We start from the raw sequence: 22513 nt of genomic DNA on the forward strand, positions 1-22513 counted from the left end.
CGAGGAGCAGGCCCCAGATTGTTCCGTAACCGACCTTCTTCATCGTGCCTCTCCTCTTTCGGGGTATTTCCGTTGCAGACAAATCTTTTACCGGAAAGTGCCTTGTCCTGCAAAAGCTACCCGTATATAGTGTTTTCATCCTTGGTCAAATACCAGATGTAGTGATCAGTGCGTAACCAAATCGGTCAGCGCGTGATCACCCCACACATTCTGGTATCGGGAATCCGGTGAGACTCCGGAACTGACGCGCAGCGGTATTGGGGAACAAGCACGGCATTACGACACTGGTTGATACCGGGAAGTCGCCGAGCGAGGCCGAATCGAACGATTCACGCCCCTGAGTCCGAAGACCTGCCAGGGATACGGAGCTTCACAGCTCCTGACTGCACCTTCGCGACCCAGGGTGAGCAGACCGGTTATGCCCAGCCATTCCTCTGGCGAGGTGTGCCCCTGCGTACGCGATGGTGAAAGGAATTCAACGCGTATTCAGGAGAACACACATGTCTGCCTCAGCCCTGGCCGAACCCCGGCCAACTTCGCACACCGACACCGAATCCCTTCAGGTCATCAAGCGCAACGGCACCCTTGTCGGCTTCGACCCGTCGAAGATCAGCATTGCCGTGACCAAAGCCTTCCTCGCCGTCGAAGGTGACAAGGCCGCCGGCTCTGCCCGAATCAACGATGCCGTACATCGGGTGACTGACCAGGTGATCCAGGCCATCGGTCGCCGCCTGAAAGCCGGTGGCAAGGTTCATATCGAAGACATCCAGGATCAGGTGGAACTGGCTCTCATGCGGGCCGAAGAACAGAAGGTGGCCCGCGCCTACGTGCTGTACCGGGAGGAGCATGCCCGCGAGCGTGCCCGTCACGCCCCGGTTGAGGCACACCCCCATCTGACGGTGAAAAAGACTAGCGGCGAAATCGCTCCCCTGGACCTGGGCCTGATGAAATTGCAGGTGGAGCAGGCCGCCACAGGGCTGGAGGGCATCGACGGTGACTCCCTGGTGGAAGATGCCCTGACCAACCTCTATGACGGCATCGCTGAAGAAGACGTTCTGTCGGCGCTGATCATGACCGCCCGCAGCCGGATTGAGCGGGAGCCGGACTACAGTGCCGTCACCGCGCGCCTGCTCCTTGAGCAACTTCGCCTGGAGAATGCCGCCGCCCTTGGCCTGCCCATCAGTTTGCCCTTGGCGGAGATTTATCCACAGGCCCTGAGTGCCTTTATCGAGGCAGGTATTCGTTATGAACTGCTGGACGAAGCCCTGGCCGCTTTCGACCTGGAGCGTTTGGGAGCCGCCCTGAAACCGGAGCGTGACCTGCAGTTCGGCTTCCTGGGCCTGCAAACCCTGTACGACCGCTACTTCCTGCACTGGAACAAGGCCCGCCTCGAATTGCCACAGGTTTTCTTCATGCGCGTGGCCATGGGCCTGGCCCTGCGGGAAGACGACCCGAACGCCCGCGCCATCGAGTTCTACAACCTGTTGTCGTCGTTCGACTACATGGCGTCCACACCCACGCTGTTCAACAGCGGTACCCGCCACTCCCAGCTGTCGTCCTGTTACCTGACGACGGTGGGCGACGACCTTGAAGACATCTACGGCGCCATCCGCGACAACGCCATGCTGTCGAAATGGGCGGGCGGTCTGGGTAACGACTGGACGCCAGTCCGTGCGCTGGGCTCCCACATCAAGGGCACCAACGGCCAGAGCCAGGGTGTGGTGCCTTTCCTGAAAGTAGTCAATGACACCGCGGTGGCGGTAAACCAGGGCGGCAAGCGCAAGGGCGCGGTGTGCGCCTACCTGGAAAGCTGGCACCTGGACATCGAGGAATTCCTGGAACTGCGTAAGAACACCGGCGACGAACGCCGCCGCACCCACGATATGAATACCGCCAACTGGGTGCCCGACCTGCTGATCGAGCGCATGCGCGAAGACCGTGACTGGACCCTGTTCTCCCCCAGCGATGCGCCGGATCTGCACGACCTGTACGGCAACGCCTTCCGGGAACGCTACGAGCATTACGAGGCGCTGGCCGAACAGGGCAAGATCAAGCTGTTTAAGAAAATCCCGGCCAAGCAGCTGTGGCGCAAGATGCTCACCGTGCTGTTCGAAACCGGCCACCCCTGGATCACCTTCAAGGACCCGTGCAACCTGCGTTCGCCACAGCAGCACCGGGGCGTGGTGCACAGCTCTAACCTGTGCACGGAAATCACCCTGAACACCAGTGCCGAAGAGATCGCCGTATGCAACCTCGGTTCCGTGAACCTGGCCGCGCATATCGCCAACGGCGAGCTGGATGTGCAGCGCCTGGAACAGACGGTGAACACCGCCGTGCGCATGCTCGATAACGTTATCGACATCAACTACTACGCCGTACCCCAGGCCCGGAACTCCAACCTCAGGCATCGCCCGGTCGGCCTTGGCCTCATGGGTTTCCAGGACGCGCTCTATCAACTGGGCCTGCCGTACTCCAGCCCGGAAGCGGTGGAGTTTGCCGACGTGGCCATGGAGCAGCTCAGCTACTTCGCCATCCGTGCGTCGGCCACGCTGGCAGGTGAGCGAGGCGCCTATGAAAGCTACGAAGGTTCTCTCTGGCAGCAGGGCATCCTGCCGATCGACTCCATCAACCTGCTGAAGGAGAACCGCAGGGAAGGGGACCTGTCCGTAAACACCAACGCCCGGCTGGACTGGTCGCCGGTGCGTGAACTGATCGCGAAAAACGGCATGCGCAACAGTAACGTCATGGCCATTGCCCCCACGGCCACGATTTCCAACATCGTGGGTGTGTCCCAGTCCATTGAGCCGGCGTACCAGAACCTGTTCGTGAAATCGAACCTCTCCGGCGAGTTTACGGTGGTCAATCCATCGCTGGTTCGTGACCTCAAGGCCGAAGGTCTGTGGGACAACGTGATGGTGAACGACCTCAAGTACTTCGATGGCAGCGTTCAGCAGATCGACCGCATCCCGGCGGAACTCAAGGCCCGTTACGCCACCGCCTTCGAAATCGACGCAAGATGGCTGGTGGAAGCCGCCGCCCGGCGCCAGAAGTGGCTGGACCAGGCCCAGAGCCTGAATTTGTACATGGCCGAACCCAGCGGCAAAAAGCTGGACGCCCTGTACCAGCTGGCCTGGGAACGTGGACTCAAAACCACCTATTACCTGCGCTCCCTGGGCGCCACCGGTGCCGAAAAAACGGCCCCGGTCGCAGCGCCGCAGCCCCAGGTATGCAGCATCGACGACCCCGACTGCGAAGCCTGTCAGTAACTGCTCACTCAACGATTGCGAGGCACAACCATGCTTGATTGGGACGACGAACCAAAAACCGAAGCCAAAGTGGCGAGTCCCGGCGCTCCGGCGCCGGTAAATGTGGACGACAAACGCGTCATCAACGGCGAGACCGACATCAACCAGCTGGCGCCGTTCAAGTATCCCTGGGCCTGGGAGTACTTCATGAACGCCAACAAAAACCACTGGACCCCCCTGGACGTGAACATGGCCCAGGACGTTCACGACTACCACCACCGGCTGACTGCGCCGGAAAAACATGTGTACGAGAACGTGTTGGCTTACCTCACCACCTCCGACATCCTGGCCATGCGCAACATCGGCCTGGCGGTGATGGAGAAGATGAGCGCGCCCGAGCTGCAGATCTACCAGGCCCGGCAGGTATACGAGGAAGCCATGCACACCTGGGCCTACCAGCACTGCATCGAAACCCTCAACCTGGACCAGAGCGAGATCTACAACCGTTACCGCGTGGTGCCTGCCATCAACGGCAAGATCCAGATCGCTAACCGCCGGCTGGATGCGGCCATGCGGCCAGACATGAACCTGCGTAACAAGGACGACCTGCAGAAATTCATCATGTCCTACCTGTTTTTCGCGGCCGTGTTTGAAGGCACCTGGTTCTACAACGGCTTCAGCCCCATCTTCGCCCTGCAGCGCCGGGGTCTGATGCGCGGCACCGGCGAGCAACTGCAATACATCCTGAGGGACGAGGCCATGCACTTCTCCTTTGGCTTGAAGGTGGTGAACCAGATCGTGGAGGAGGAGAACATCACCTTCGATCCGAAGGCCGTGCGCGAGATGTGGGACGAATCCGAAGCCGCCGAGAAGGCCTATGCAGATTACATCCTGCGGGACCCGATTCTCGGTTATTCGGCCGAGTACCACAGCGAGCAGTTTCGCTTCGTCGCCAACCGCCGTGCCCGCACGGTCGGCCTGGAAGAGCCGTTCCCCGGTGCGAAGAATGTCTCGCCCTGGCTGGATGAACAGGCCACCTTGCGCAAGGAAAAGAACTTCTTCGAGACACGGGTGATCGAATACCAGACCGGGGCTCAGCTGGAGTGGTAGCCCGCCTGAACGGCCGGAGTTGTACGAACACGTTCGCATTACTCCGGCGGTAGCCGTGGTAGTTGGTGCTCAAACGATTGTTTTATCTAATAAATTCGTTTTGTCTTGAGCATTTTTTATTGGAGTTTTACGAACGGGTGATATACGAACGCGTTCGTATAATTAGCTGTTATGCCCTAAAGCAGATGCCCCTCAGGTAACATGCGTTTGTGCAGGATGCGGATAATTTCAACAATACCCTCGGTGGCTAGCCGATAAAATATGATGTGGCTTCCCTGAGGGTAATGTCGGTAGCCTGGACTTATCTCATCGCATGCTTGCCCCAGACTTGGATTTTCACCCAGAAGGTGGAAGCATTGGTCAAACTGAAGAATATAGTGGTTTCGTTGATCACGGCCCCATTCACGTTCCGTGTATAGGGCAATAGATTTGAGGTCAGCTTTGGCCTTCTTGGAAAGCTTAAACTTTGGCATCAGCGCCCTTCGTTGTCCAGTTCGCGAATAAACGAGTCATAGGAGTAGTCTTCAAAACCACTGTCCTCGCCTTCCTTGAGCAGTTTACGAATTGTGGTCAGGCGTGTTTCGGACTCCTCAAGTAGGCGTAGTGCTGCACGAACTACCTCGCTGGTTGAGCTGTATCGGCCATTTTTGAGCTGTTCTGCAATGAACGCATCAAAATGTTGGCCTAAAGTGATGCTGGTGTTCTTTTGCATGATGCCACCTCGCTAGTACCAATAATTGGTACATTTTGATCCAGCTGCCATAACAATGCAATCCACGCGACAAGCGCCTGATTGCGGGCGTTATGCCCCTCTCCACACACTATTCTGAATAGTAACGCTTGACTATAATAACGCGCTGCGTCATTATTTCCTCATGATCATATCGTTCAAGTGTAAGGATACCGAGAAGCTGGCAAGCGGACGCCGCGTCAGACGCTTCGTCAGTTATGAACGAGTTGCTTTGAGGAAAATTCGGCAACTCCAGGCTGCAAGCCAGTTGGATGATCTTAAAGTACCGCCCGGGAATATGTTGGAACCGTTGCATGGTGACCGCCAAGGTCAGCACAGCATTCGAATTAACAAGCAGTTCCGGGTTTGCTTCCGTTGGACCAAGGCTGGCGCGGAAGATGTGGAAATTGTTGATTACCATTAGGAGGTAACTCATGCGCAACATTGAAGCTGTAACGCCAGGCGAGTTACTGAAGGAGGAGTTCCTTGAGCCTATGGGTATTTCTCAATACCGATTGGCTAAGGAGATTGGGGTGCCTGCTCAGAGGATCGGCCAGATTATTGCGGGAAAGCGTTCGATAACCGCAGACACGGACCTTCGACTCTGTCGTTTCTTCGGTTTGTCCAATGGCTACTGGTTGCGAGCTCAGGCTGCCTACGACACTGAGATTGCAGAAGATGCTCTGGAGGATCAGCTTAAGAATATTCGCCCGTGGAATGCTGTATCAGAAATCGGGCGCAGGGCATAATCATCGGCTGCACAGCGACCGGTTTTCCGCCGCTTCGCGGCTCCAGACCGGCGCGTGAGCCGGGCGTTAGCACTCAGAGAGAAAATGAATGTTTGTTGCCGTTTATGAGTTTGAAATCAAGGAAGGCACAGAGACTTCATTTCGAGAAGCGTGGCTTGAGGTAACGAAAGCGATCTATGAGCACTGTGGTAGTTTTGGTTCAAGACTCCACACTTCAGACAAGCCGAATATCCTGGTTGGTTATGCTCAGTGGCCTGATCGGGAAACGTGGCAGAAAGATCGTCACGTAATCGATGAAAAATATCACAGGGCACGCAAACAAATGCTCGACTGCCTGGTTCAATCGAAAACCGTTTATGAATTGGAAGTCAGTGACGATTACTTGCGTGCCAATCAGTCCCGTAGTCCCAACCAGGACTGACTGAAAGCCTTCCCCCGTTCAGCAAGAAGCGCCACCCTATCCACGCCATATCTCACATCAGGCTGCGCGTACGGCTACCCTCGTTCCATTGAACGCCGCATTGCCCGTCAGCGCGTCAATGCGACCGGGATCGGTGACGTCGTTCATGCTCACGCCGGGTTGTCCCTCGGCGATCGACATGGCGGTGTCCGGCCGGTTGTGGCCCCAGCCCTGGGGCATACTGATCACACCCTCGAACATATCGTCATCGATTTCCACCGGCAGGTTGATGCTCCCGGAAGCCGACGTAACCGTGGCCAGTTGTCCGTCTTCAAGCCCGATTTTGAGGGCATCTGACGCGTTCATCTGCAAAGTGCACGGGTTTTTGCCTTTTACCAGCCGGTGGGAATTCTGGGTCCAGGTATTGTGGCTGCGGGGCAGGCGGCGGCTGATCAGCGTGAACGGATACTCGCTGTTCTCATCTGCCTGCAACAGGCCCGAGGCATCCAGGCGTTTCAGATCCTTCAGGTATAGCTCGGGGGCAATGCGGATCTTGCCGTCCTCGGTCTGGATGCGCTGCGCCAGGCAGGGCTGAAGCGGCCCCAGATCCACCCCATGGGGGTTGGCTTTCAGGGTCTCCAGGCTCATGCCCTCTTTTCCGTAGGCGCCGTGTTTCAGGCCCAGATCCAGCATTGCCTCCGGCGTTACGCCATCGTCTTCCAGGCCCGTTAACTGCAAGGCCAGGTCCCGGAGAATTTCCCAGTCGTGTTTCTGGTTCGGGGTTTTCTCGAACATTGGCTCGGAGAACTTGGCGGTGTTGCGCACGGCGAAAGAGTTGAAGAACACATCGAAGTGGGGCACTTCCAGCCCTGTCGTGGCCGGCAGGATGATGTCGGCATGGCGGGTGGTTTCGTTCAGGTAGATATCCACCGACACCATGAAATCTAATGCATCGAAGGCGTCTTCCAGTCGGGCTCCGCCGGGTGCCGAAAGCACGGGGTTGCCGGCGATGGTGATCATCGCGCGGATCTGGCCCTCGCCCGGGCTCAGGATCTCATCCGCCAGGGTGGCCACGGGGAATTCGTTGTTGAAGTAGGGGAGCTTTCTAACACGGGACTCGTAACGGCCATAGGAACTGGGCTTGCCCTTTTTGTCCCGCACCAGATCAAAGGCCGGCTGGGGGAACATGGCGCCGCCGCGGCTATCGAAGTTGCCGGTGAGAATGTTCAGCACGTTGTTCAGCCACTGGCAGAGGCCACCGAAGGATTGAGTGGAAGCCCCCATACGGCTGTAACAAACGGCGCTCTTGGCAGCGGCCATCTCCCGTGCCAGCTCGCGAATGGCGCTAGCGCTCATACCGCAGGCGTCCGACACGGATTCCGGAGAATAGGGTCTGACGGCCTCGGCCAGTTGTTCCAGCCCGTCAATCCGGTCTTCCAGGTGGCCAAGGGTAACCAGCTGTTCCTCGAACAGGGTGTGGACCATGGCCAGCATGAACAGGGCATCGGTTTCCGGGCGGATGAACAGGTGCTGGTCGGCCTTTTTCGCGGTCTCGGTGCGCCGTGGATCAACCACCACCACCTTGCCGCCCCGTTGCTGGATGGCTTTCAGGCGTTTGCCGACGCCGGGTGCTGTCATCAGGCTGCCGTTGGAAACAATCGGGTTGGCGCCAATGATCAGCATGAAATCCGTGTGGTCGATGTCGGGCACCGGAATCAGCATGCCGGCGCCGAGCATGTAGTTGGAAGCCACGTGGTGTGGCAACTGGTCGGCGGAGGCGGAACTGTAGCGGTTGTTGGTGCCCAGCGCCTTGAAGAACCGCGGTAGCATGATGGCGTTGCCAAAGTTGTGGGCGTTCGGATTGCCCAGATACACCCCGACCGCATCCTGCCCATGTTCCTGCTGGATAGCCCGGAAACGGGAGGCGATTTCCTCAAAAGCCTCATCCCAGCTGATTTCCTGCCAGCCGTCGGCGGTGCGCTTCATGGGTGCTTTCAGGCGGTCCTTGTCATTGTAGAAATCCTGCAGTGCAACAGCTTTCGGGCAGATATGGCCGCGGCTGAACGGGTCGTTGTTGTCGCCCTTGATGGACAGGATCTCGTTACCCCGATGCTGGATTTCGAGGCCACACATGGCTTCACAGATATTGCAGGTGCGGTAATGGGTCTGGGTGTCGGTCATGGCAAACACTCACTCGGGATATTGTCATTATTGGTTCTGGCAGTGTGGCACAGGCCGGCGAAAAATCAGACGGTCATAATTCACATAAAACCGGTCAATCCCGCCAAATGATGTTTCTCCCGGTGCCTGAAAGACAGGCCGGAATTTCATCGTACAATAGCGCCATGGCTAAAACCTTTTACCGTCGGGGCCCGGACCATCGTGCCGGAGCGCCGGTTACCTTTCTCGACGTCCGCCGTCGTTTCCAGTTCCGTTCAATCGAGCTTGGTCGCTGGGTCACCGAGCCGGAGAAACAACGCAGTGCGTTGCTGTTCTACGATGCCCTGTGCGACCTGACGACCATTCTTGGCGGCACCGAGTCGCTGGTGTCCCTGCGCGGCACCCTGGCGTTGCAGTACGGCATTGGCGGCCGGCCCGGCGTGTCGGCCCATTACACGCCGGCCACGCGCAGCTTCTCACTGGCCAAGAATGCCGGGCCCGGCAGCATCGCCCACGAGTGGTTTCACGCCTTCGACCATTACATCGGCGAGAAGCTTTTCGGTGAGGCCCAGAGAGGCCAGTTTGCGTCGAAACTCTGGCTAGGCCGCGACGATGCGATTCGTCACCCTTTGAATGACCATCTGCAGGCCTGCTTTAAAGCGGTTTTGCTGGACGAGGAAGGCGCAGAGCCCAGCGAACTCTTCCGTTGCTCGATAAAGGCCGACAAAGCGGCCGGGATTCAGTACTTCAGCCTGCCCGAAGAACTCTGCGCCCGGGCGTTTGAAGCCTTTGTGCAGGATGCCGACGTAAAGAATGCCTTTCTGGTAAGCGGAACCAGGGAATCCGAAGAGGCAAAACTGGGGCTCTATCCGGTTGGCGCGCAACGGGAACGGGTTAATCGTGCATTCCAGGGATATTATTCAGCTCTGGGGCAGGCCCTGCGCGCGGCCGGAAGCTGATTGCTTCCCGAGCAGGTTCACGCAGGCCCAAGCCATGGAGCGGTCAGTGGCAGTGCGCGTGGGAAGCAGCGTCCTCATCCCGTGGGTCGCCCATGCCGCCCTTGAGGCCGTATTTGATCAAAAGCAGATTGGCCGGCCAGGCGGCAAACAACCCAAGTGAGAGCGATACGTAAAGTGATGACCAGAACAGGGCATCACCCATGGTTGCTTCTCCGCCCAGATATAGGTCGGTGGTGATTGCCACGGACTCCATGACCACAATACTGATGGTTTCCGCAACGAACGCGCCCTTGAAGGCTTCCTTGAAGGGCATCCCGTTCTGCATCATCGGGCCAATGTTCAGGGCAAAGCCGAATATATACGCGAGGGTAAAGGTGATGATGGCTGCCCAGAAGTTGCCCATGGCAAACAGGCCAACCGAGATGATCACCCCGAGAATCTCGCCTATGCCGCAGCCCGAATAGCAATGGGCCACCGAACGAAAACCCTTGCGGGCAAGACTGTCCGTGGGGATCTGTTTGCGCCCGGAATATCGGTAGATGGCAAGGCCTATCGGTCCCGAGTAAAGCACGGTCAGCCCCCAAACCCACTGCATCATGGAGGCGATATGGCTGTTGCTGGTTTTCAGGTCGTAGATCACCCAGGCAACACTGGCGCCAACGAGTGCCAGCCAGATGCCCAAGCCCGTCCAGGTGTCGATAAGGGCCTGAATCTGATCAAGGCTCATAGAAAGAACAATCCTTTCCCAAGAAATTTACTCTTAGCGTAGTCCTTGGAGGCCCGTCGTCTTTCTTTCAACCTCCAGCCATGCCTTGAGATCGTCCAGAGACTTCGGTGGGCAGATCCAGTACCCCTGGAGCATTTCCGCTCCGAGCGATTCAAGGAGGCGTGCCGATTTTTCGGTCTCAATGCCTTCGGCAACCACCCGATAACCGAGGCCCTGGCCCATACTGATGGCGGTTTCCACGATCATCCGGGCGCTGTCGCTGGACTCGATGTCCTGCAGCAGGGTGCGGTCCAGCTTTATTTCGCTGGCTGGCAGCTTCTTCAGGTAGGAGAGTGAGGAGTAACCGGCGCCGAAGTCGTCAATCGAGAGCTTGAGCCCGATCGCCGTCAATTCATTCAGGGCTTTCAGGCCTCGGTGTGGATCGTCCATGGCCGCGGTTTCGGTGAGTTCGATGATGACCTGTTCCGCCTGTAGCTGATATCGCTTTATGCGGGTTTCAAACAGGCCAATCAGTTCTGGAGAACTGAGGTCGCGAGCGGAGATATTCACTGAGATGGTCAGCTCCGGATCAATCTCGTGGAGTGCTTTGAGATCGTTCATCGCCTGATCCACCACCCAGCGAGTCAGGTGTTTGATCACACCGGTTTTCTCCGCCATGGGAACGAAGTCGATCGGTGGCACCCAGCCTCTTTCCGGATGGTGCCAGCGAATCAGGGCTTCCACACCCACCACCTTGCCCGTGGCCAGACTGGTTTTGGGTTGGTAGTAGAGTTGGGTCTGATTGTTGTGCAGAGCCTCCCGAAGGTCAGACATCAATGTCAGCCGGCTCTCGTCATAGATATCGTTTTTCCGGGAATACAGACCGGTCTCATAGGGACCGTGAGGGGCCATTTCCATGCCAACGTGGGCGTTGCGGATCAGGAGAGCCGCTTTTTTTCCATGTTCCGGAAAGCTGGCGGCACCGAACCGGGGGTTGGGTTCTATGGCGATGTTGTCCAGTAACACCGGTTCGGCCAGTTGCTTCAGTGCATTATCCAATGACTTGAAATCGTCCCCCGTTTTGCCGATATCCACCAGCAGGCCAAAGCTGTCTCCGGAAAGCTGGTAGACGAGCTCCTCACGACCTTCGGAATTGACGGTGGAGTGAACCATCGGTAGTTCCGCTGCCAGCTTGATCATCTGTTCTGCCATTGCTTTGAGCAGGCGCTCACTGCGGTCGAGGCCCAGGGTGCGGTTGATTTCCTCAAGCTGGGTTATCCGGGTAACCCCAACCATGAAGCGGCCATTGGGGTGTTGCCGGAATTGCTCATCCACCATCCACTCGAAGCGGTTGCGGTTTGGAAGACCGGTAACCGGATCATGGGTGAGCGCCTCGTTCAACCGGGTCTGGGCATCGCTGCGGGCTTTCTGCTGTTGCAGGATGTCGGCCTGGGCCTGGATTTTCTGCTCCCGTTCCCGATAAAGGCGGTCGGCAAGGGCGAGTGTCAGAATGAAAGCTTCGAGCCCGGATCCTATCTGCATGGCGTACTCGGTAAAGAAGTTCTCCGGCAACAGGCCAAGAGCGCGACCGGCTGTTGCCGATACTCCTACAGTGAGTGGTGTCCAGGCAATGGTGAAAAAAATCCCGGCCCGAACACCGGCGGCCCAGGTGACAGGACCTGCTACCAGTAGCAGCGAAAAGAATCCGAATGCGGAGATCGCCGCAACCCGGATGCCGGTGTCGTAGCTCAAAAGCGGAGCGCTAAGGAAGTACAGGATCTCGAACACCAACATAGCTTGCAGAGCGCGGTAAAGCCGCGGGCTGTGTGAGCGGACTTTCAGAAACTCCATGCAGAACAGCAGTGAAAACATCGCCAGGAAAGGGATGGAGAGCATCAACACATGGGCATGCAGAAACGGTGACTCCGGATAGATATGCTGGAGGGTATAACCGCGAACCGCGGCAAAAAACAGGAAATACCCGGATATGGCCAGCGCGTAGTACAGGTACAGCCGTTCACGCAGGGTCAGGAACACGGCCAGGTTGATCAGAATGATGACCGCCAGGCTGCCGTAGTAGAAAAAGTGCAGTTTTTGCTCGTTGGCGGCGGCCTCGTAAAAATCACTCTGATGCCATATCTGCAGCGGCACCACCATCGAGCCTTGTGTCGCCACCCGTACGTAGAGCGTTTTCAGCTTGTCCGGTGCCACCTGGAACCTGAACAGCATGCTGGGATGGTCAACATCCCTCGGATAGAAGGGGCGGGTATCCCCGGTGCGGAATTCGCGAAGCACTGTGCCCCCGGAGAGCTCGTGGAACACCACGTCATCGAGCTGCGAGTAGGCCAGCTCGGCGATCAGCAATTGGTCACGATCGGTTTGGTTATGCACCTCAACCTGCAGCCAATAGGCGGAATCTGTGATGCCAAAGGTGGCTTTGCCAGTGAGCCTGTGTTGCCAGGCGGATTCGGGAAGAGCGCGAACCTCGGCCAGTGTTGCGTTGGCACCGGTGTCTTCCCAGTACTGGAAGTGGCTCTCAATCGGTGTGCCAGAGACCACCGAAACCGGGCCGGCATCCGCGTGGACAGACTGGAACACGCTCAAGGCCAGCATCAGAACAAGGATACGCAGAGCATTGCTTAGGATCACGAACAGTAGACCCCGTTATTTAGCCAGCAGGCTTTTATTTTTGTCTCAAAGTTCAGCTTATCAATCTTTCTGCGCCAGAAAAGCCGCCAACCGATATTTAATGTAGCGAAATGTCTCATATTTCGAGTTTTCCAGCGTTTCCTGCGCGCGCCCTGGGCTCCCGGTGACCAGGCTCGCCTGTCTGGATGGCGGCGCATCTGCTACGTTTAAGGGGTAAAACCTATCCCGAGGAGGCCTCCATGTTTGTCGCTGAAAAAGCAACCGGGCACCTGATAGAAGTGCTGGATACCCAGGCACTGTTTGACCCCCATGTCCAAGAGGTTCGCGGCAGCCTCCATTACGGGGAAGAGGCGCAGGACCCGGAATCCTTTGCAAAATCGGACCTTGCCTTTCCCTCAGGTGAAGCGCTTCCTGTGTGCTGGACCAATCCCGACTACCGCCGACAAAGCTGACACTTGCTTACCCCTCCTGTAGCCACCACAGTGTCGCGCTAGCGTCGCCCTGAGAGTGGCTATTTTTCACACAGGTTTGAATTTCACATCCTGCTTCTGTAAGCTTTTTGTTAATTGAACGTTCAATTAATAAAAAGCAGGGCCAAGTCGCGCTGCTTTTCAACACCGGAATCAAGACGAGAAACCGAAGCCGCCATGCCAAAAGTTGGGGTTAAAGACACACGCAAGCAGCAGCTGATTGAAGCCACCATGGATTCGATTGCTGAGCTGGGTATGCAGAACACCACCATTGTCAGCATCAGCAAGCGGGCGGGTATGTCCTCAGGGATTATCAGCCACTACTTCGGTGGCAAGCAGGGTCTGATTGAGGCGGCTCTGCGTTATCTGCTGGATCAATTGGGCAAGGAACTGCGGGAGCGCATGGCCAGGACCGACCGCTCCCCCGAGCAGCGGCTGAACTGCATCATCGAGTCAAACTTTTCTGAGTTCCAGCGCTCGGCGTTGGCCGCCAAGACCTGGCTGAGCTTCTGGGCCCGGTCGATGCATGAGCCTGGCCTGAAGCGGCTGCAGCAGATCAACAATGCCCGGCTGTACAGCAACCTGCGGTACTCGTTTGCGCAGGTGCTCGAACCGGCTGCGGCGACAGAGGCGGCCCGGCAAACCGCAGCAATGATTGACGGTTTCTGGCTGCGCAGTGCCCTGAGCCTGGACCCGGCAGAAAGCTTTGAAGCCGGCGAGCGGCTCTGCAAGAAATTTGTCCACGAGACACTGGCTCAGGCCACCGCCTGAGCCGCGATAGATTCAAATGGCCCACAAGGCCTGAAGACACCGAACCGAGGTATCTGATTACTATGTCTGCATCTCTTCCTGTTGTTCAGAATTTCGTCCATGGCCGTTTCCTGGCCAACAGCACCGGCGAAACCTTCCCCGTGGTAAACCCGGCCACAGGCCAGGTTATCTACGAAGTGGAAGTGGCGGATGAATCCGTGCAGCAGGCTGCCATTGAAAGTGCCCGCGCCGGTTTTGCCGAGTGGTCTGCCATGACTGCCATTGAGCGCAGCCGGATTTTGCTTCGGGCGGTTGCGCTTCTGAGAGAGCGTAATGACGAATTGGCTGCCGCAGAGGTGTGCGATACCGGGAAGCCCTGGCAGGAAGCAGAAGCCGTGGATGTGGTCACCGGTGCCGATGCGGTTGAGTTCTTTGCCGGCCTGGCACCCTCCATCGAAGGTAACCAACAGGACCTGGGCGGTGATTTTTACTACACCCGCCGGGAGCCCCTGGGCATCTGCGCCGGCATTGGGGCCTGGAACTACCCGATCCAGATTGCCTGCTGGAAATCCGCGCCGGCCCTGGCCTGCGGTAATGCCATGATCTTCAAGCCCTCCGAGGAAACCCCCATGGGTGCGGTGAAGCTGGCGGAGATCTTTACCGAGGCAGGCGTGCCCGCAGGTGTGTTCAACGTGGTGCAGGGCGCCGCCGAGGTGGGCCAATGGCTGACCCATCATCCGGAGATTGCCAAGGTCTCCTTCACCGGCGAAGTGGCTACCGGCAAGAAGGTAATGGCAGCGGCATCCTCCACCCTGAAAGACGTCACCATGGAACTCGGCGGAAAATCTCCGCTGATCATCTTTGACGATGCCGACCTGGAAAACGCCATCTCTGCCGCCATGGTGGGCAACTTCTACACCCAGGGCGAGATCTGCACCAACGGTACCCGGGTGTTTGTCCATGAAGATCTGTACCCGCGTTTCATGGAACGCCTGCTGGAGCGCACCCGCAAGAACATCAAACCCGGCGACCCGATGAATCCGGACACCAATTTTGGCGCCCTCATCTCGGCAAAACACCGGGATCTGGTGCTCGATTACATCGCCAAAGGCCTGTCTGAAGGGGCCACCCTCAGCCACGGCGGGCGGGCCTTTGAGCCGGAGGATTCCAAAGGCGGCTATTTCGTGGAGCCCACCATCTTCACCGACTGCACCGATGACATGACCATCGTGAAGGAAGAGATCTTCGGGCCGGTGATGTCGGTGCTCACCTTCCGCGACGAGGACGAGGTGATTGCCCGGGCCAACAACACCGACACCGGTCTGGCCGCGGGCGTGTTCACCAACGACATCCGCCGGGCCCACCGGGTGATTCACCAGATCCAGGCCGGTATCTGCTGGATCAACAGCTACGGTGCCTCCCCGGCGGAAATGCCGGTGGGCGGCTACAAACTCTCCGGCATCGGCCGGGAAAACGGGCGCGAGACCATAGCGCATTACACCCAGATCAAGTCCGTCTACATCGGCATGCAGGATCTGGATGCCCCGTTTTAAGCCCGCAAGCCACAGAGGAGAATGCGTATGACAGAAAACCGATACGACTACATCATCGTGGGTGCGGGTTCCGCCGGTTGTGTACTGGCCAACCGCCTGACCGAGGACGCACGCCACCGGGTGCTGCTGCTGGAAACCGGCGGCAGTGACAAGAGCATCTTCATCCAGATGCCCACCGCGCTGTCCATTCCCATGAACACCAAGAAATACGCCTGGCAGTTCGAGACCGAGCCGGAGCCGTATCTGGACAACCGCCGTATGCATTGCCCCCGGGGCAAGGTTCTGGGGGGCTCTTCCTCCATCAACGGCATGGTGTATGTCCGTGGCCACGCCCGGGATTTTGACGAATGGGATTCCGAAGGCGCCACCGGCTGGCATTACCGGAATGTCCTGCCGTATTTCAAAAAAGCCGAAACCTGGGCGTTTGGCGGCGATGATTACCGGGGTGATAAAGGCCCGCTCGGTGTGAACAACGGCAACAACATGCAGAACCCGCTCTACAAGGCCTTTATCCAGGCGGGTTCCGATGCTGGTTATTTCGAAACCGGCGATTACAACGGAACCCAGCAGGAAGGCTTCGGCGCCATGCATATGACCGTGAAGAACGGTCGTCGCTGGTCCACCGCCAACGCCTATCTTCGCCCGGCCATGGAGCGCCCGAACCTGACGGTGGTCACCCATGCTCTGGTGCACAAGGTATTGCTGGACGGCAAAACCGCCACCGGTGTCCGTTACGAGCAGGGCGGCAAGGTGCACGAGGCGAAGGCCGCCGAGGAGGTCATCCTGTCGGCCGGTTCCATTGGCTCACCGCACCTGCTTCAGCTGTCCGGAATTGGCAAGCGTGAGGTACTGGAAAAGGCTGGTATTGAGGTAGCGCACGAGCTACCCGGCGTTGGTGAGAACCTGCAGGACCACCTGGAGTTTTACTTTCAGTACCGCTGCCAACAGCCGGTTTCACTCAACCGCAAGCTGGACTGGTGGAACAAGCTGAAGATCGGTATTCGCTGGATTCTCCGCAAGGACGGCCTGGGCGCCACGAACCACTTTGAGTCCTGTGGCTTTATCCGGTCCAAGGCCGGCGTCGAGTGGCCCGACCTGCAATATCACTTTTTGCCGGCGGCCATGCGCTACGACGGTAAAGAAGCCTTCAACGGAGACGGATTCCAGCTGCACATTGGTCACAACAAGCCGAAAAGTCGTGGTTTTGTGCATGTGCAATCGGCCGATCCGAAACAGGCACCGACCATCCGCTTCAACTATCTGCAGCACGAGGCAGATCGGGAAGGCTTCCGGGATTGTGTGCGCCTGACCCGGGAAATCATCAATCAGCCGGCAATGGACGAGTACCGGGGCGCGGAAATCCAGCCCGGTGCCGAGGTCCAGACCGACGAGGAAATCGATGCGTTTGTCCGCCAGGCGGTGGAAAGCGCCTACCACCCGTCCTGCTCCTGCAAGATGGGCACCGACGAGCTGGCGGTGGTGGATCCGGAGACGCGGGTACACGGCATCCGGAATCTCAGGGTGGTGGATTCGTCCATCTTCCCGACCATACCGAATGGCAACCTGAATTCGCCCACCATCATGGTGGCCGAGCGGGCAGCCGACCTGATTCGGGGCAGGGAGCCCCTGCAACCTTCTGATGCCCCTGTGGTTATGGACGACCAGTGGCAGGTGCGTCAGCGCCCGGGACAGGCAAAGCGCGCGCTCGCATAGCGCGTCGTCATCCCGCCCGGGCGTGCAACGCGCCCGGGGTTTTGCAAGCCCTCAGGATTTCCCTATCAGCGCGACGGTGTTCTGCCGTTTTCGGGCGCCGGATAGGCAAGTCCTGGGTTTGTGTCCGATTCGAACCAAGTAGAGGAGGAACACCCATGCTGTTTATCAAAAAGAAAGAAAGTAACCGGAGGACGTTATGACACTCTGGTTATCCGCAGGTCTGATATTTACCTTCGCCGCCATTGCCCTGATTCTGTACAAATGGTGGGACATCCAGTGCATTGGCGTCACGCCGGTTCGCACCTTCACCTTTATCGCCATACTGTTCACGTCCGGTCTTGATGTGGGCCTGATCATGTTCCCGCTCACCGAGTTTGGTGGTTATGGCGATCTGTCTGCCAGCCCGGAGTATGGTTTTGCCAACCCGCTGGCCATTGAGTTCGGGTTCTGGGCATTTCTGATCTGGGGCTTCTATTTCCTGACTTGTTTTTACTTCGCGATCATCGAGCCGCGGGTGAAGTTCTTTGAAATTCCGCTGGTGAAGATCGTGAACAACGTTGTGATCATCGGCACCTGCGCTTTCACCGCCTATCTGTTGCTGGTGAACCTGCCCTGGTATCTGCCCATGCTGGGTGACGGCGAGTCCGTGGTACCGGCGTTCTACTTTATCGTGTTTGCTGCGATTGGGCTGGCGGTCTACTCCAGCTCCAAGATCAAGTATGTGCGTATCCTGAGTCTGGGCTCGAGCCTGCTGTTCATCGCTCTGATTGCGGGCATGTGGTTCCGGGCGTTTGTCATGGGGGCCGGCTCGCCGGCAGATTTCCTCGGCACCGCCGGATTGATCGGCGAATACTTTGCCAACATTCATCAGTTTGTCCTGCCCATCAATGACTACCACGAGTTCTACCTGTTCTGGTGGTTTGCCTGGAGCATCATGATCGGTCAGTTTACGGCCCGCTTCGTTAGCGGTATCCGTACCTGGCAGTTGCTGATTGCCATGCTGGTGGTGCCGTCCATCGCCATTGGTGTGTGGTTTACCGTGCTTTACCACTATCATGCGGAAGGCCTGCAGATTGCGGCGTTTACCAACCTTGCCATGATCTCGGTGGGCGTGTTGATGGTGGTGAACTCACTGGATTCGCTGATCCGTCTGTACACAGACAACCTGAATCTCACCGCCCAGCGCCTGGGACGGGCGAATTACGTGGTGTTCAATTTCCTCGCGATGGTGGGTCTGACCATGCTGTTCCAGCTGGATTTTCTCCGGATTCAGTGGGTAGGCGCCCTGGTGATCGCACTGTATTTCGGCTGTTTCGTCTACATCCTGGCGAAGAAGCGGGCCGAAGTGGCTGCCATCAAAGCGTCACCGAAAGAGAATATTCTGGACTTTGGCAAGATTGAACTTGCCGGTTAAGACCCCATAAATAGGCAGAGCCTATCCTTGGCTTGGAAATTATCAATTTTATCGCGGCGCTGCATGCCAGTACCTTTAGCGCCGTAAATTCATCCACTTATTGAATCCATCAACAAGGAGTTATCTTTAATGGGCATCATTAACAGCGAGATCAAGCCGTTCAACGCTACCGCTTTCAAAAACGGCGAGTTCGTTGAGATCAGCGAAGCCGATGTAAAAGGCAAGTGGGCGGTATTTTTCTTCTACCCGGCCGACTTCACTTTCGTTTGCCCGACTGAGCTGGGCGACGTTGCAGACAAGTACGAAGAGCTGCAGAAGCTAGGCGTTGAAGTGTTCTCTGTGTCCACCGACACTCACTTCACCCACAAGGCTTGGCACGATGCTTCCGAGACTATCGGCAAGATCCAGTACTACATGGTAGGCGACCAGACCGGCACCATCACCAACAACTTCGGTGTAATGCGTGAAGGCCAGGGCCTGGCAGACCGTGCCACCTTCCTGATCGATCCGGATGGCGTTATCCAGGCTATGGAAATCACTGCCGAAGGTATTGGCCGTGATGCAGACGACCTGATGCGCAAGGTCAAAGCGGCACAGTACGTTCGCAAGCATCCTGGCGAAGTATGCCCGGCCAAGTGGAAAGAAGGCGAAGAAACTCTGGCTCCGTCTCTGGACCTGGTTGGCAAGATCTAAGCTCTCCTTCCGGAAAGCTTATGAACGAAAAACCCCGGATTTTCCGGGGTTTTTTGTGTCTGGATATAAGGTATCGCTCAGAGCGACTCGAGAATGGTCTCGGCCTTGGTGAGGTCCAGCCCCTGCGGGTCTACGTGCAGCAGCTCCACCTTGCCGTCGTTGACGATCATGGCATAACGCTGGCTGCGAATGCCCATGCCGTTGGCGGTGCGGTCCTGGGTCAGGTCCAGAGCCTTGGCGAACTCTGCCAGGCCATCGGCCAGCATGACGATTTCGTCGGCATTGTGGGCCTTGCCCCAGGCGTCCATCACGAAGGCGTCGTTGACCGAGGTGCACACGATGGTATCCACGCCCTTCGCGCGCAGCTTGTCGGCGTTCACCACAAAGCCAGGCAAATGAGCGGCTGAACAGGTCGGTGTGAACGCACCCGGTACGGCGAAAAGTACCGCTTTCTTACCGGCAAAGAGCTCGCTGGTACGGATTCTCTCCGGACCCTTTTCGCCCATTACCTGAAGTTCGATATCTGGCAGGGTATCACCCGGCTGAATTGGCATTGCTCTGGTCTCCACGGTTGTTCTTGTTGAAATAGTCTGCGCCGCGGGCCTTGAGGCGATAGAACTCTTCAATCACGCCGGCCATCGCCTCTTCGGAATACGGTCGCAGACCACTTAATACGAGCCGTTTGGTCACTTCGCCCACCGGTTTGCCGTTAGCGGTAAGGCGGTATTCCAGGAAGACATTGCCGCGCTTGCCGGCCTCTTCCAGTGTCGCATTGTGCAATTCGAGCTCAGGGGACGGAAGATCGAGGTTGTCCAGAGCCAGGCTCATGCTCTCGTACATCACCATGGGGCGATCGGGATTGAACATCACCCCGTTCGACTCCATCAATGGTTTCAGGGTGTGGGGGAAATTCTTCCCCGAGGCCGCCACATAGGCGCGGGTAATGGCCTCGATCAGCTGTTGGTCGTTTGTTGTGGCGCCACTGCGGTCCACTTCAATATAGACCTTGCCGGCATCGTCGCAGACCTCAATCGTATCCTCGGTTTCGACGAATTTGAGAGGTACATTCTCTCCGAGCAGGCTGCGGAACCGGAAGGTCATGTTTTCCGACAGTCCGAAGCGGGCCAGCACGATAGCAAACAGCAGGTCGCCTGGAACACAGAAACGGCGGGCATCCGGATCATGGATGGGATTGAAATCCCCGGCGATTTCCTTGGCGAACTGGCTGGCTTGCAGAGCGGAAATTACGACGTGTCCGTCCTGGACGGAGTGGAAACGGTCTAGAAACATGCGTTGCCTATTCTGGGTACCGGAGAATGATGTTGCGACATTATGACAACATCATACTGCGGCAGGCTTTCGGTGGATATGCGCTATTGGTCAAGTCCCGGGCAGAGGCAAGTCTCAAGGTATAGCAAAGTTCTATCAAACAGTTTGGGTCAATTAATTTGAGCATCGGGTAGCCGGACCGTATCTTTGCACCAACTTCAATTGACCACCGTATTTTTTCAAATACTTAGTTTCGAAATTTAAAGGAGAAGTCGGAATATGTTGGATGCCAATATCAAGGAACAGCTCAAGGCCTACATGGACAAGCTGCAGCAGCCGATCGAGCTGGTTGCGGCCTATGACGACAGCAAGAAGTCCCAGGAACTCCGGGAACTGCTGGAAGAACTGGAACCCATGTCTTCCAAGATCAGCCTGCGCACCGAAGAATCCAATGATGTGCGTCGTCCTTCCTTCGCCATTAACCGTGTAGGCACCGATATTGGCGTTCGCTTTGCCGGCATTCCCATGGGCCACGAATTTACCTCGCTGGTACTGGCCTTGCTTCAGGTGGGCGGCCACCCCTCCAAGGCTTCCCAGGATGTGATTGAGCAGATTCAGTCGCTGGAAGGTCGGTTCGAGTTCGAGACCTACTTCTCCCTGTCCTGCCAGAACTGCCCGGATGTGGTTCAGGCACTGAATCTTATGAGCGTGCTGAACCCGAACATCAAGAACACCTCCATCGACGGAGCCTTGTTCCAGGATGAAGTGGAGCAGCGCGAAGTCATGGCGGTGCCCAGCGTTTACATGAACGGTGAGCCCTGGGGCCAGGGCCGTATGACCCTGGAAGAGATTGTCGCCAAACTGGACACCAGCTCCAGCGAGAAAGACGCCGAGAAGATCAACCAGAAGGATACCTTCGAGGTTCTGGTGATTGGTGGCGGGCCGGCCGGCGCCTCTGCGGCCATCTACGCAGCCCGTAAGGGAATCTCTACCGGCATCGCAGCCGAGCGTTTCGGTGGCCAGGTGGCTGACACCATGGGCATCGAAAACCTGATCTCCGTACCTTATACCGAAGGCCCGAAACTGGTCTCGGCCATGGAGCAGCACGTCAAAGAGTACGACGTGGATATCATGAACATGCAGCGCGCCGAGAAGCTGATTCCAGCCTCGCGCCCGGGCATGCCCCACGAAGTGCGTCTGGAAAACGGTGCCACCCTCAAGGCACGCAGTCTGGTTCTGTCCACCGGTGCTCGCTGGCGCCAGATGGGCGTACCGGGAGAGGAAGAGTACCGCAACAAGGGCGTGGCCTACTGCCCGCACTGTGACGGTCCCCTGTTCAAGGGCAAGCGTGTTGCCGTAATCGGCGGTGGTAACTCCGGTGTGGAAGCCGCCATCGACCTGGCCGGCATCGTGGGCCACGTGACCCTGATCGAGTTCGGTGCCGAAATGCGCGCTGATGAGGTCCTGCAGAAGAAACTGCGCAGCCTGAAGAACGTGGAAATCATCACCTCCGGACAGACCACGGAGATCACCGGTGAAAACGGCAAGGTAAATGGCCTGAACTATACCGACCGTAAGTCCGGTGAGCAGCACCACATCTCCCTGGAAGGTGTGTTCGTGCAGATTGGCCTGGTGCCCAACACCGAATGGCTCAAGGGTGACATCGAACTGAGCCAGCACGGTGAGATCATCGTCAACGATCGCAATGAAACCTCTATTCCGGGTGTCTTTGCGGCGGGCGACGCGACCACTGTGCCCTACAAGCAGATCGTCATCTCCATGGGTGAGGGTTCGAAGGCCGCCTTGAGCGCCTTTGACTTCCTGATCCGCAACTCCGTGGATGAAAGCGAGGGCGAAGCGGCGTAAACCAGAAAACAGCCGCCTGATGAGAGAGAAGCACCGGAGCGATCCGGTGCTTTTTTTATGGCTAAACCCACAGGTTT

20 protein-coding genes and 1 riboswitch are annotated in these 22513 nt (G+C 57.4%); of the genes, 13 read left to right on the forward strand and 7 right to left on the reverse strand.

Translation table 11 applies throughout. The annotated features are described in order from the left end of the window. Positions 1 to 194 precede the first annotated feature (194 nt). Positions 195 to 373: riboswitch (cobalamin riboswitch) on the forward strand. A gap of 127 nt (positions 374 to 500) precedes the next feature. Together WA411_RS02905 and WA411_RS02910 are read left to right on the forward strand one after the other, a co-directional pair. Further along, positions 501 to 3266 (forward strand): ribonucleoside-diphosphate reductase subunit alpha, encoded by a 2766-nt coding sequence (locus WA411_RS02905; protein ID WP_291904818.1) that lies wholly within the window; start codon positions 501 to 503, stop codon positions 3264 to 3266. Positions 3267 to 3296: 30 nt separating this feature from the next. After that, a complete protein-coding gene (locus WA411_RS02910) occupies positions 3297 to 4355 on the forward strand; it encodes a ribonucleotide-diphosphate reductase subunit beta (RefSeq protein ID WP_291904816.1) in 1059 nt (352 codons plus the stop codon). Positions 4356 to 4531: 176 nt separating this feature from the next. Here WA411_RS02910 and WA411_RS02915 read toward each other — a convergent pair whose 3' ends face one another. Next, complete coding sequence (locus tag WA411_RS02915; RefSeq protein ID WP_291904814.1) at positions 4532 to 4828, reverse strand: type II toxin-antitoxin system RelE/ParE family toxin; 297 nt, start codon at positions 4826 to 4828, stop codon at positions 4532 to 4534. Continuing rightward, positions 4828 to 5067 (reverse strand): type II toxin-antitoxin system ParD family antitoxin, encoded by a 240-nt coding sequence (locus tag WA411_RS02920; RefSeq protein WP_291904812.1) that lies wholly within the window; start codon positions 5065 to 5067, stop codon positions 4828 to 4830. The genes WA411_RS02915 and WA411_RS02920 overlap by 1 nt, the downstream gene beginning before the upstream one ends. Positions 5068 to 5230: 163 nt before the next feature. Between WA411_RS02920 and WA411_RS02925 the strand changes: the two genes are divergently transcribed. The 3 genes from WA411_RS02925 to WA411_RS02935 all read left to right on the forward strand — a co-directional run bounded on the left by WA411_RS02925 (position 5231) and on the right by WA411_RS02935 (position 6255). Beyond that, a complete protein-coding gene (locus tag WA411_RS02925; RefSeq protein ID WP_136630122.1) occupies positions 5231 to 5509 on the forward strand; it encodes a type II toxin-antitoxin system RelE/ParE family toxin in 279 nt (92 codons plus the stop codon). A gap of 10 nt (positions 5510 to 5519) precedes the next feature. After that, positions 5520 to 5834 carry a HigA family addiction module antitoxin gene (locus WA411_RS02930; protein WP_136630123.1) on the forward strand — a complete coding sequence of 105 codons (315 nt, stop codon included), beginning with the start codon at positions 5520 to 5522 and terminating at the stop codon, positions 5832 to 5834. A gap of 88 nt (positions 5835 to 5922) precedes the next feature. After that, the gene (locus WA411_RS02935) at positions 5923 to 6255 is read left to right on the forward strand and encodes a putative quinol monooxygenase (protein WP_291904808.1); all 333 of its coding nucleotides are present in this window, start codon (positions 5923 to 5925) and stop codon (positions 6253 to 6255) included. Between the two features lie 57 nt (positions 6256 to 6312). Here the strand turns inward: WA411_RS02935 and WA411_RS02940 are convergent, their stop codons facing one another. Further along, on the reverse strand, positions 6313 to 8415 hold the full coding sequence (locus WA411_RS02940; protein WP_291904806.1) for a molybdopterin-dependent oxidoreductase: 2103 nt from the start codon (positions 8413 to 8415) through the stop codon (positions 6313 to 6315). A 164-nt stretch (positions 8416 to 8579) separates the two neighbouring features. Between WA411_RS02940 and WA411_RS02945 the strand changes: the two genes are divergently transcribed. Further along, positions 8580 to 9353, forward strand: coding sequence for a CLCA_X family protein (locus WA411_RS02945; RefSeq protein WP_291904804.1), 774 nt, complete (start codon positions 8580 to 8582; stop codon positions 9351 to 9353). A 43-nt stretch (positions 9354 to 9396) separates the two neighbouring features. Here the strand turns inward: WA411_RS02945 and WA411_RS02950 are convergent, their stop codons facing one another. Continuing rightward, positions 9397 to 10080: a DUF4396 domain-containing protein gene (locus WA411_RS02950; RefSeq protein WP_053113333.1), complete on the reverse strand. Its 684-nt coding sequence runs from the start codon at positions 10078 to 10080 to the stop codon at positions 9397 to 9399. Between the two features lie 33 nt (positions 10081 to 10113). After that, entirely contained in the window at positions 10114 to 12708 is a 2595-nt protein-coding gene (locus WA411_RS02955) for an EAL domain-containing protein (RefSeq protein ID WP_291904802.1), read from the reverse strand. A 239-nt stretch (positions 12709 to 12947) separates the two neighbouring features. Between WA411_RS02955 and WA411_RS02960 the strand changes: the two genes are divergently transcribed. The 6 genes from WA411_RS02960 to ahpC all read left to right on the forward strand — a co-directional run bounded on the left by WA411_RS02960 (position 12948) and on the right by ahpC (position 19301). Beyond that, a complete protein-coding gene (locus tag WA411_RS02960) occupies positions 12948 to 13160 on the forward strand; it encodes an acetyltransferase (RefSeq protein WP_069182366.1) in 213 nt (70 codons plus the stop codon). Between the two features lie 195 nt (positions 13161 to 13355). Further along, entirely contained in the window at positions 13356 to 13949 is a 594-nt protein-coding gene (gene betI / locus WA411_RS02965; protein WP_069182365.1) for a transcriptional regulator BetI, read from the forward strand. A gap of 62 nt (positions 13950 to 14011) precedes the next feature. After that, positions 14012 to 15481, forward strand: coding sequence for a betaine-aldehyde dehydrogenase (gene betB, locus WA411_RS02970; protein ID WP_291904798.1), 1470 nt, complete (start codon positions 14012 to 14014; stop codon positions 15479 to 15481). Between the two features lie 27 nt (positions 15482 to 15508). Continuing rightward, the gene (betA, locus tag WA411_RS02975; protein ID WP_291904796.1) at positions 15509 to 17194 is read left to right on the forward strand and encodes a choline dehydrogenase; all 1686 of its coding nucleotides are present in this window, start codon (positions 15509 to 15511) and stop codon (positions 17192 to 17194) included. Between the two features lie 196 nt (positions 17195 to 17390). Next, positions 17391 to 18608, forward strand: coding sequence for a choline transporter (locus tag WA411_RS02980; protein ID WP_069182362.1), 1218 nt, complete (start codon positions 17391 to 17393; stop codon positions 18606 to 18608). Positions 18609 to 18737: 129 nt separating this feature from the next. Beyond that, complete coding sequence (gene ahpC / locus WA411_RS02985) at positions 18738 to 19301, forward strand: alkyl hydroperoxide reductase subunit C (protein ID WP_069182361.1); 564 nt, start codon at positions 18738 to 18740, stop codon at positions 19299 to 19301. Positions 19302 to 19378: 77 nt separating this feature from the next. Here ahpC and WA411_RS02990 read toward each other — a convergent pair whose 3' ends face one another. Next, on the reverse strand, positions 19379 to 19855 hold the full coding sequence (locus tag WA411_RS02990; RefSeq protein WP_291904794.1) for a peroxiredoxin: 477 nt from the start codon (positions 19853 to 19855) through the stop codon (positions 19379 to 19381). Further along, entirely contained in the window at positions 19836 to 20591 is a 756-nt protein-coding gene (locus WA411_RS02995) for a DUF3581 domain-containing protein (protein WP_136630132.1), read from the reverse strand. The genes WA411_RS02990 and WA411_RS02995 overlap by 20 nt, the downstream gene beginning before the upstream one ends. A gap of 258 nt (positions 20592 to 20849) precedes the next feature. Here WA411_RS02995 and ahpF point away from each other — a divergent pair, with 258 nt between their 5' ends. Beyond that, a complete protein-coding gene (gene ahpF, locus WA411_RS03000) occupies positions 20850 to 22436 on the forward strand; it encodes an alkyl hydroperoxide reductase subunit F (RefSeq protein WP_069182358.1) in 1587 nt (528 codons plus the stop codon). Positions 22437 to 22513: the final 77 nt, after the last annotated feature.

Source organism: Marinobacter sp. CH_CUG1437-1 (genome assembly GCF_037029655.1).
GTDB classification, from domain to species: Bacteria; Pseudomonadota; Gammaproteobacteria; order Pseudomonadales; family Oleiphilaceae; genus Marinobacter; species Marinobacter salsuginis.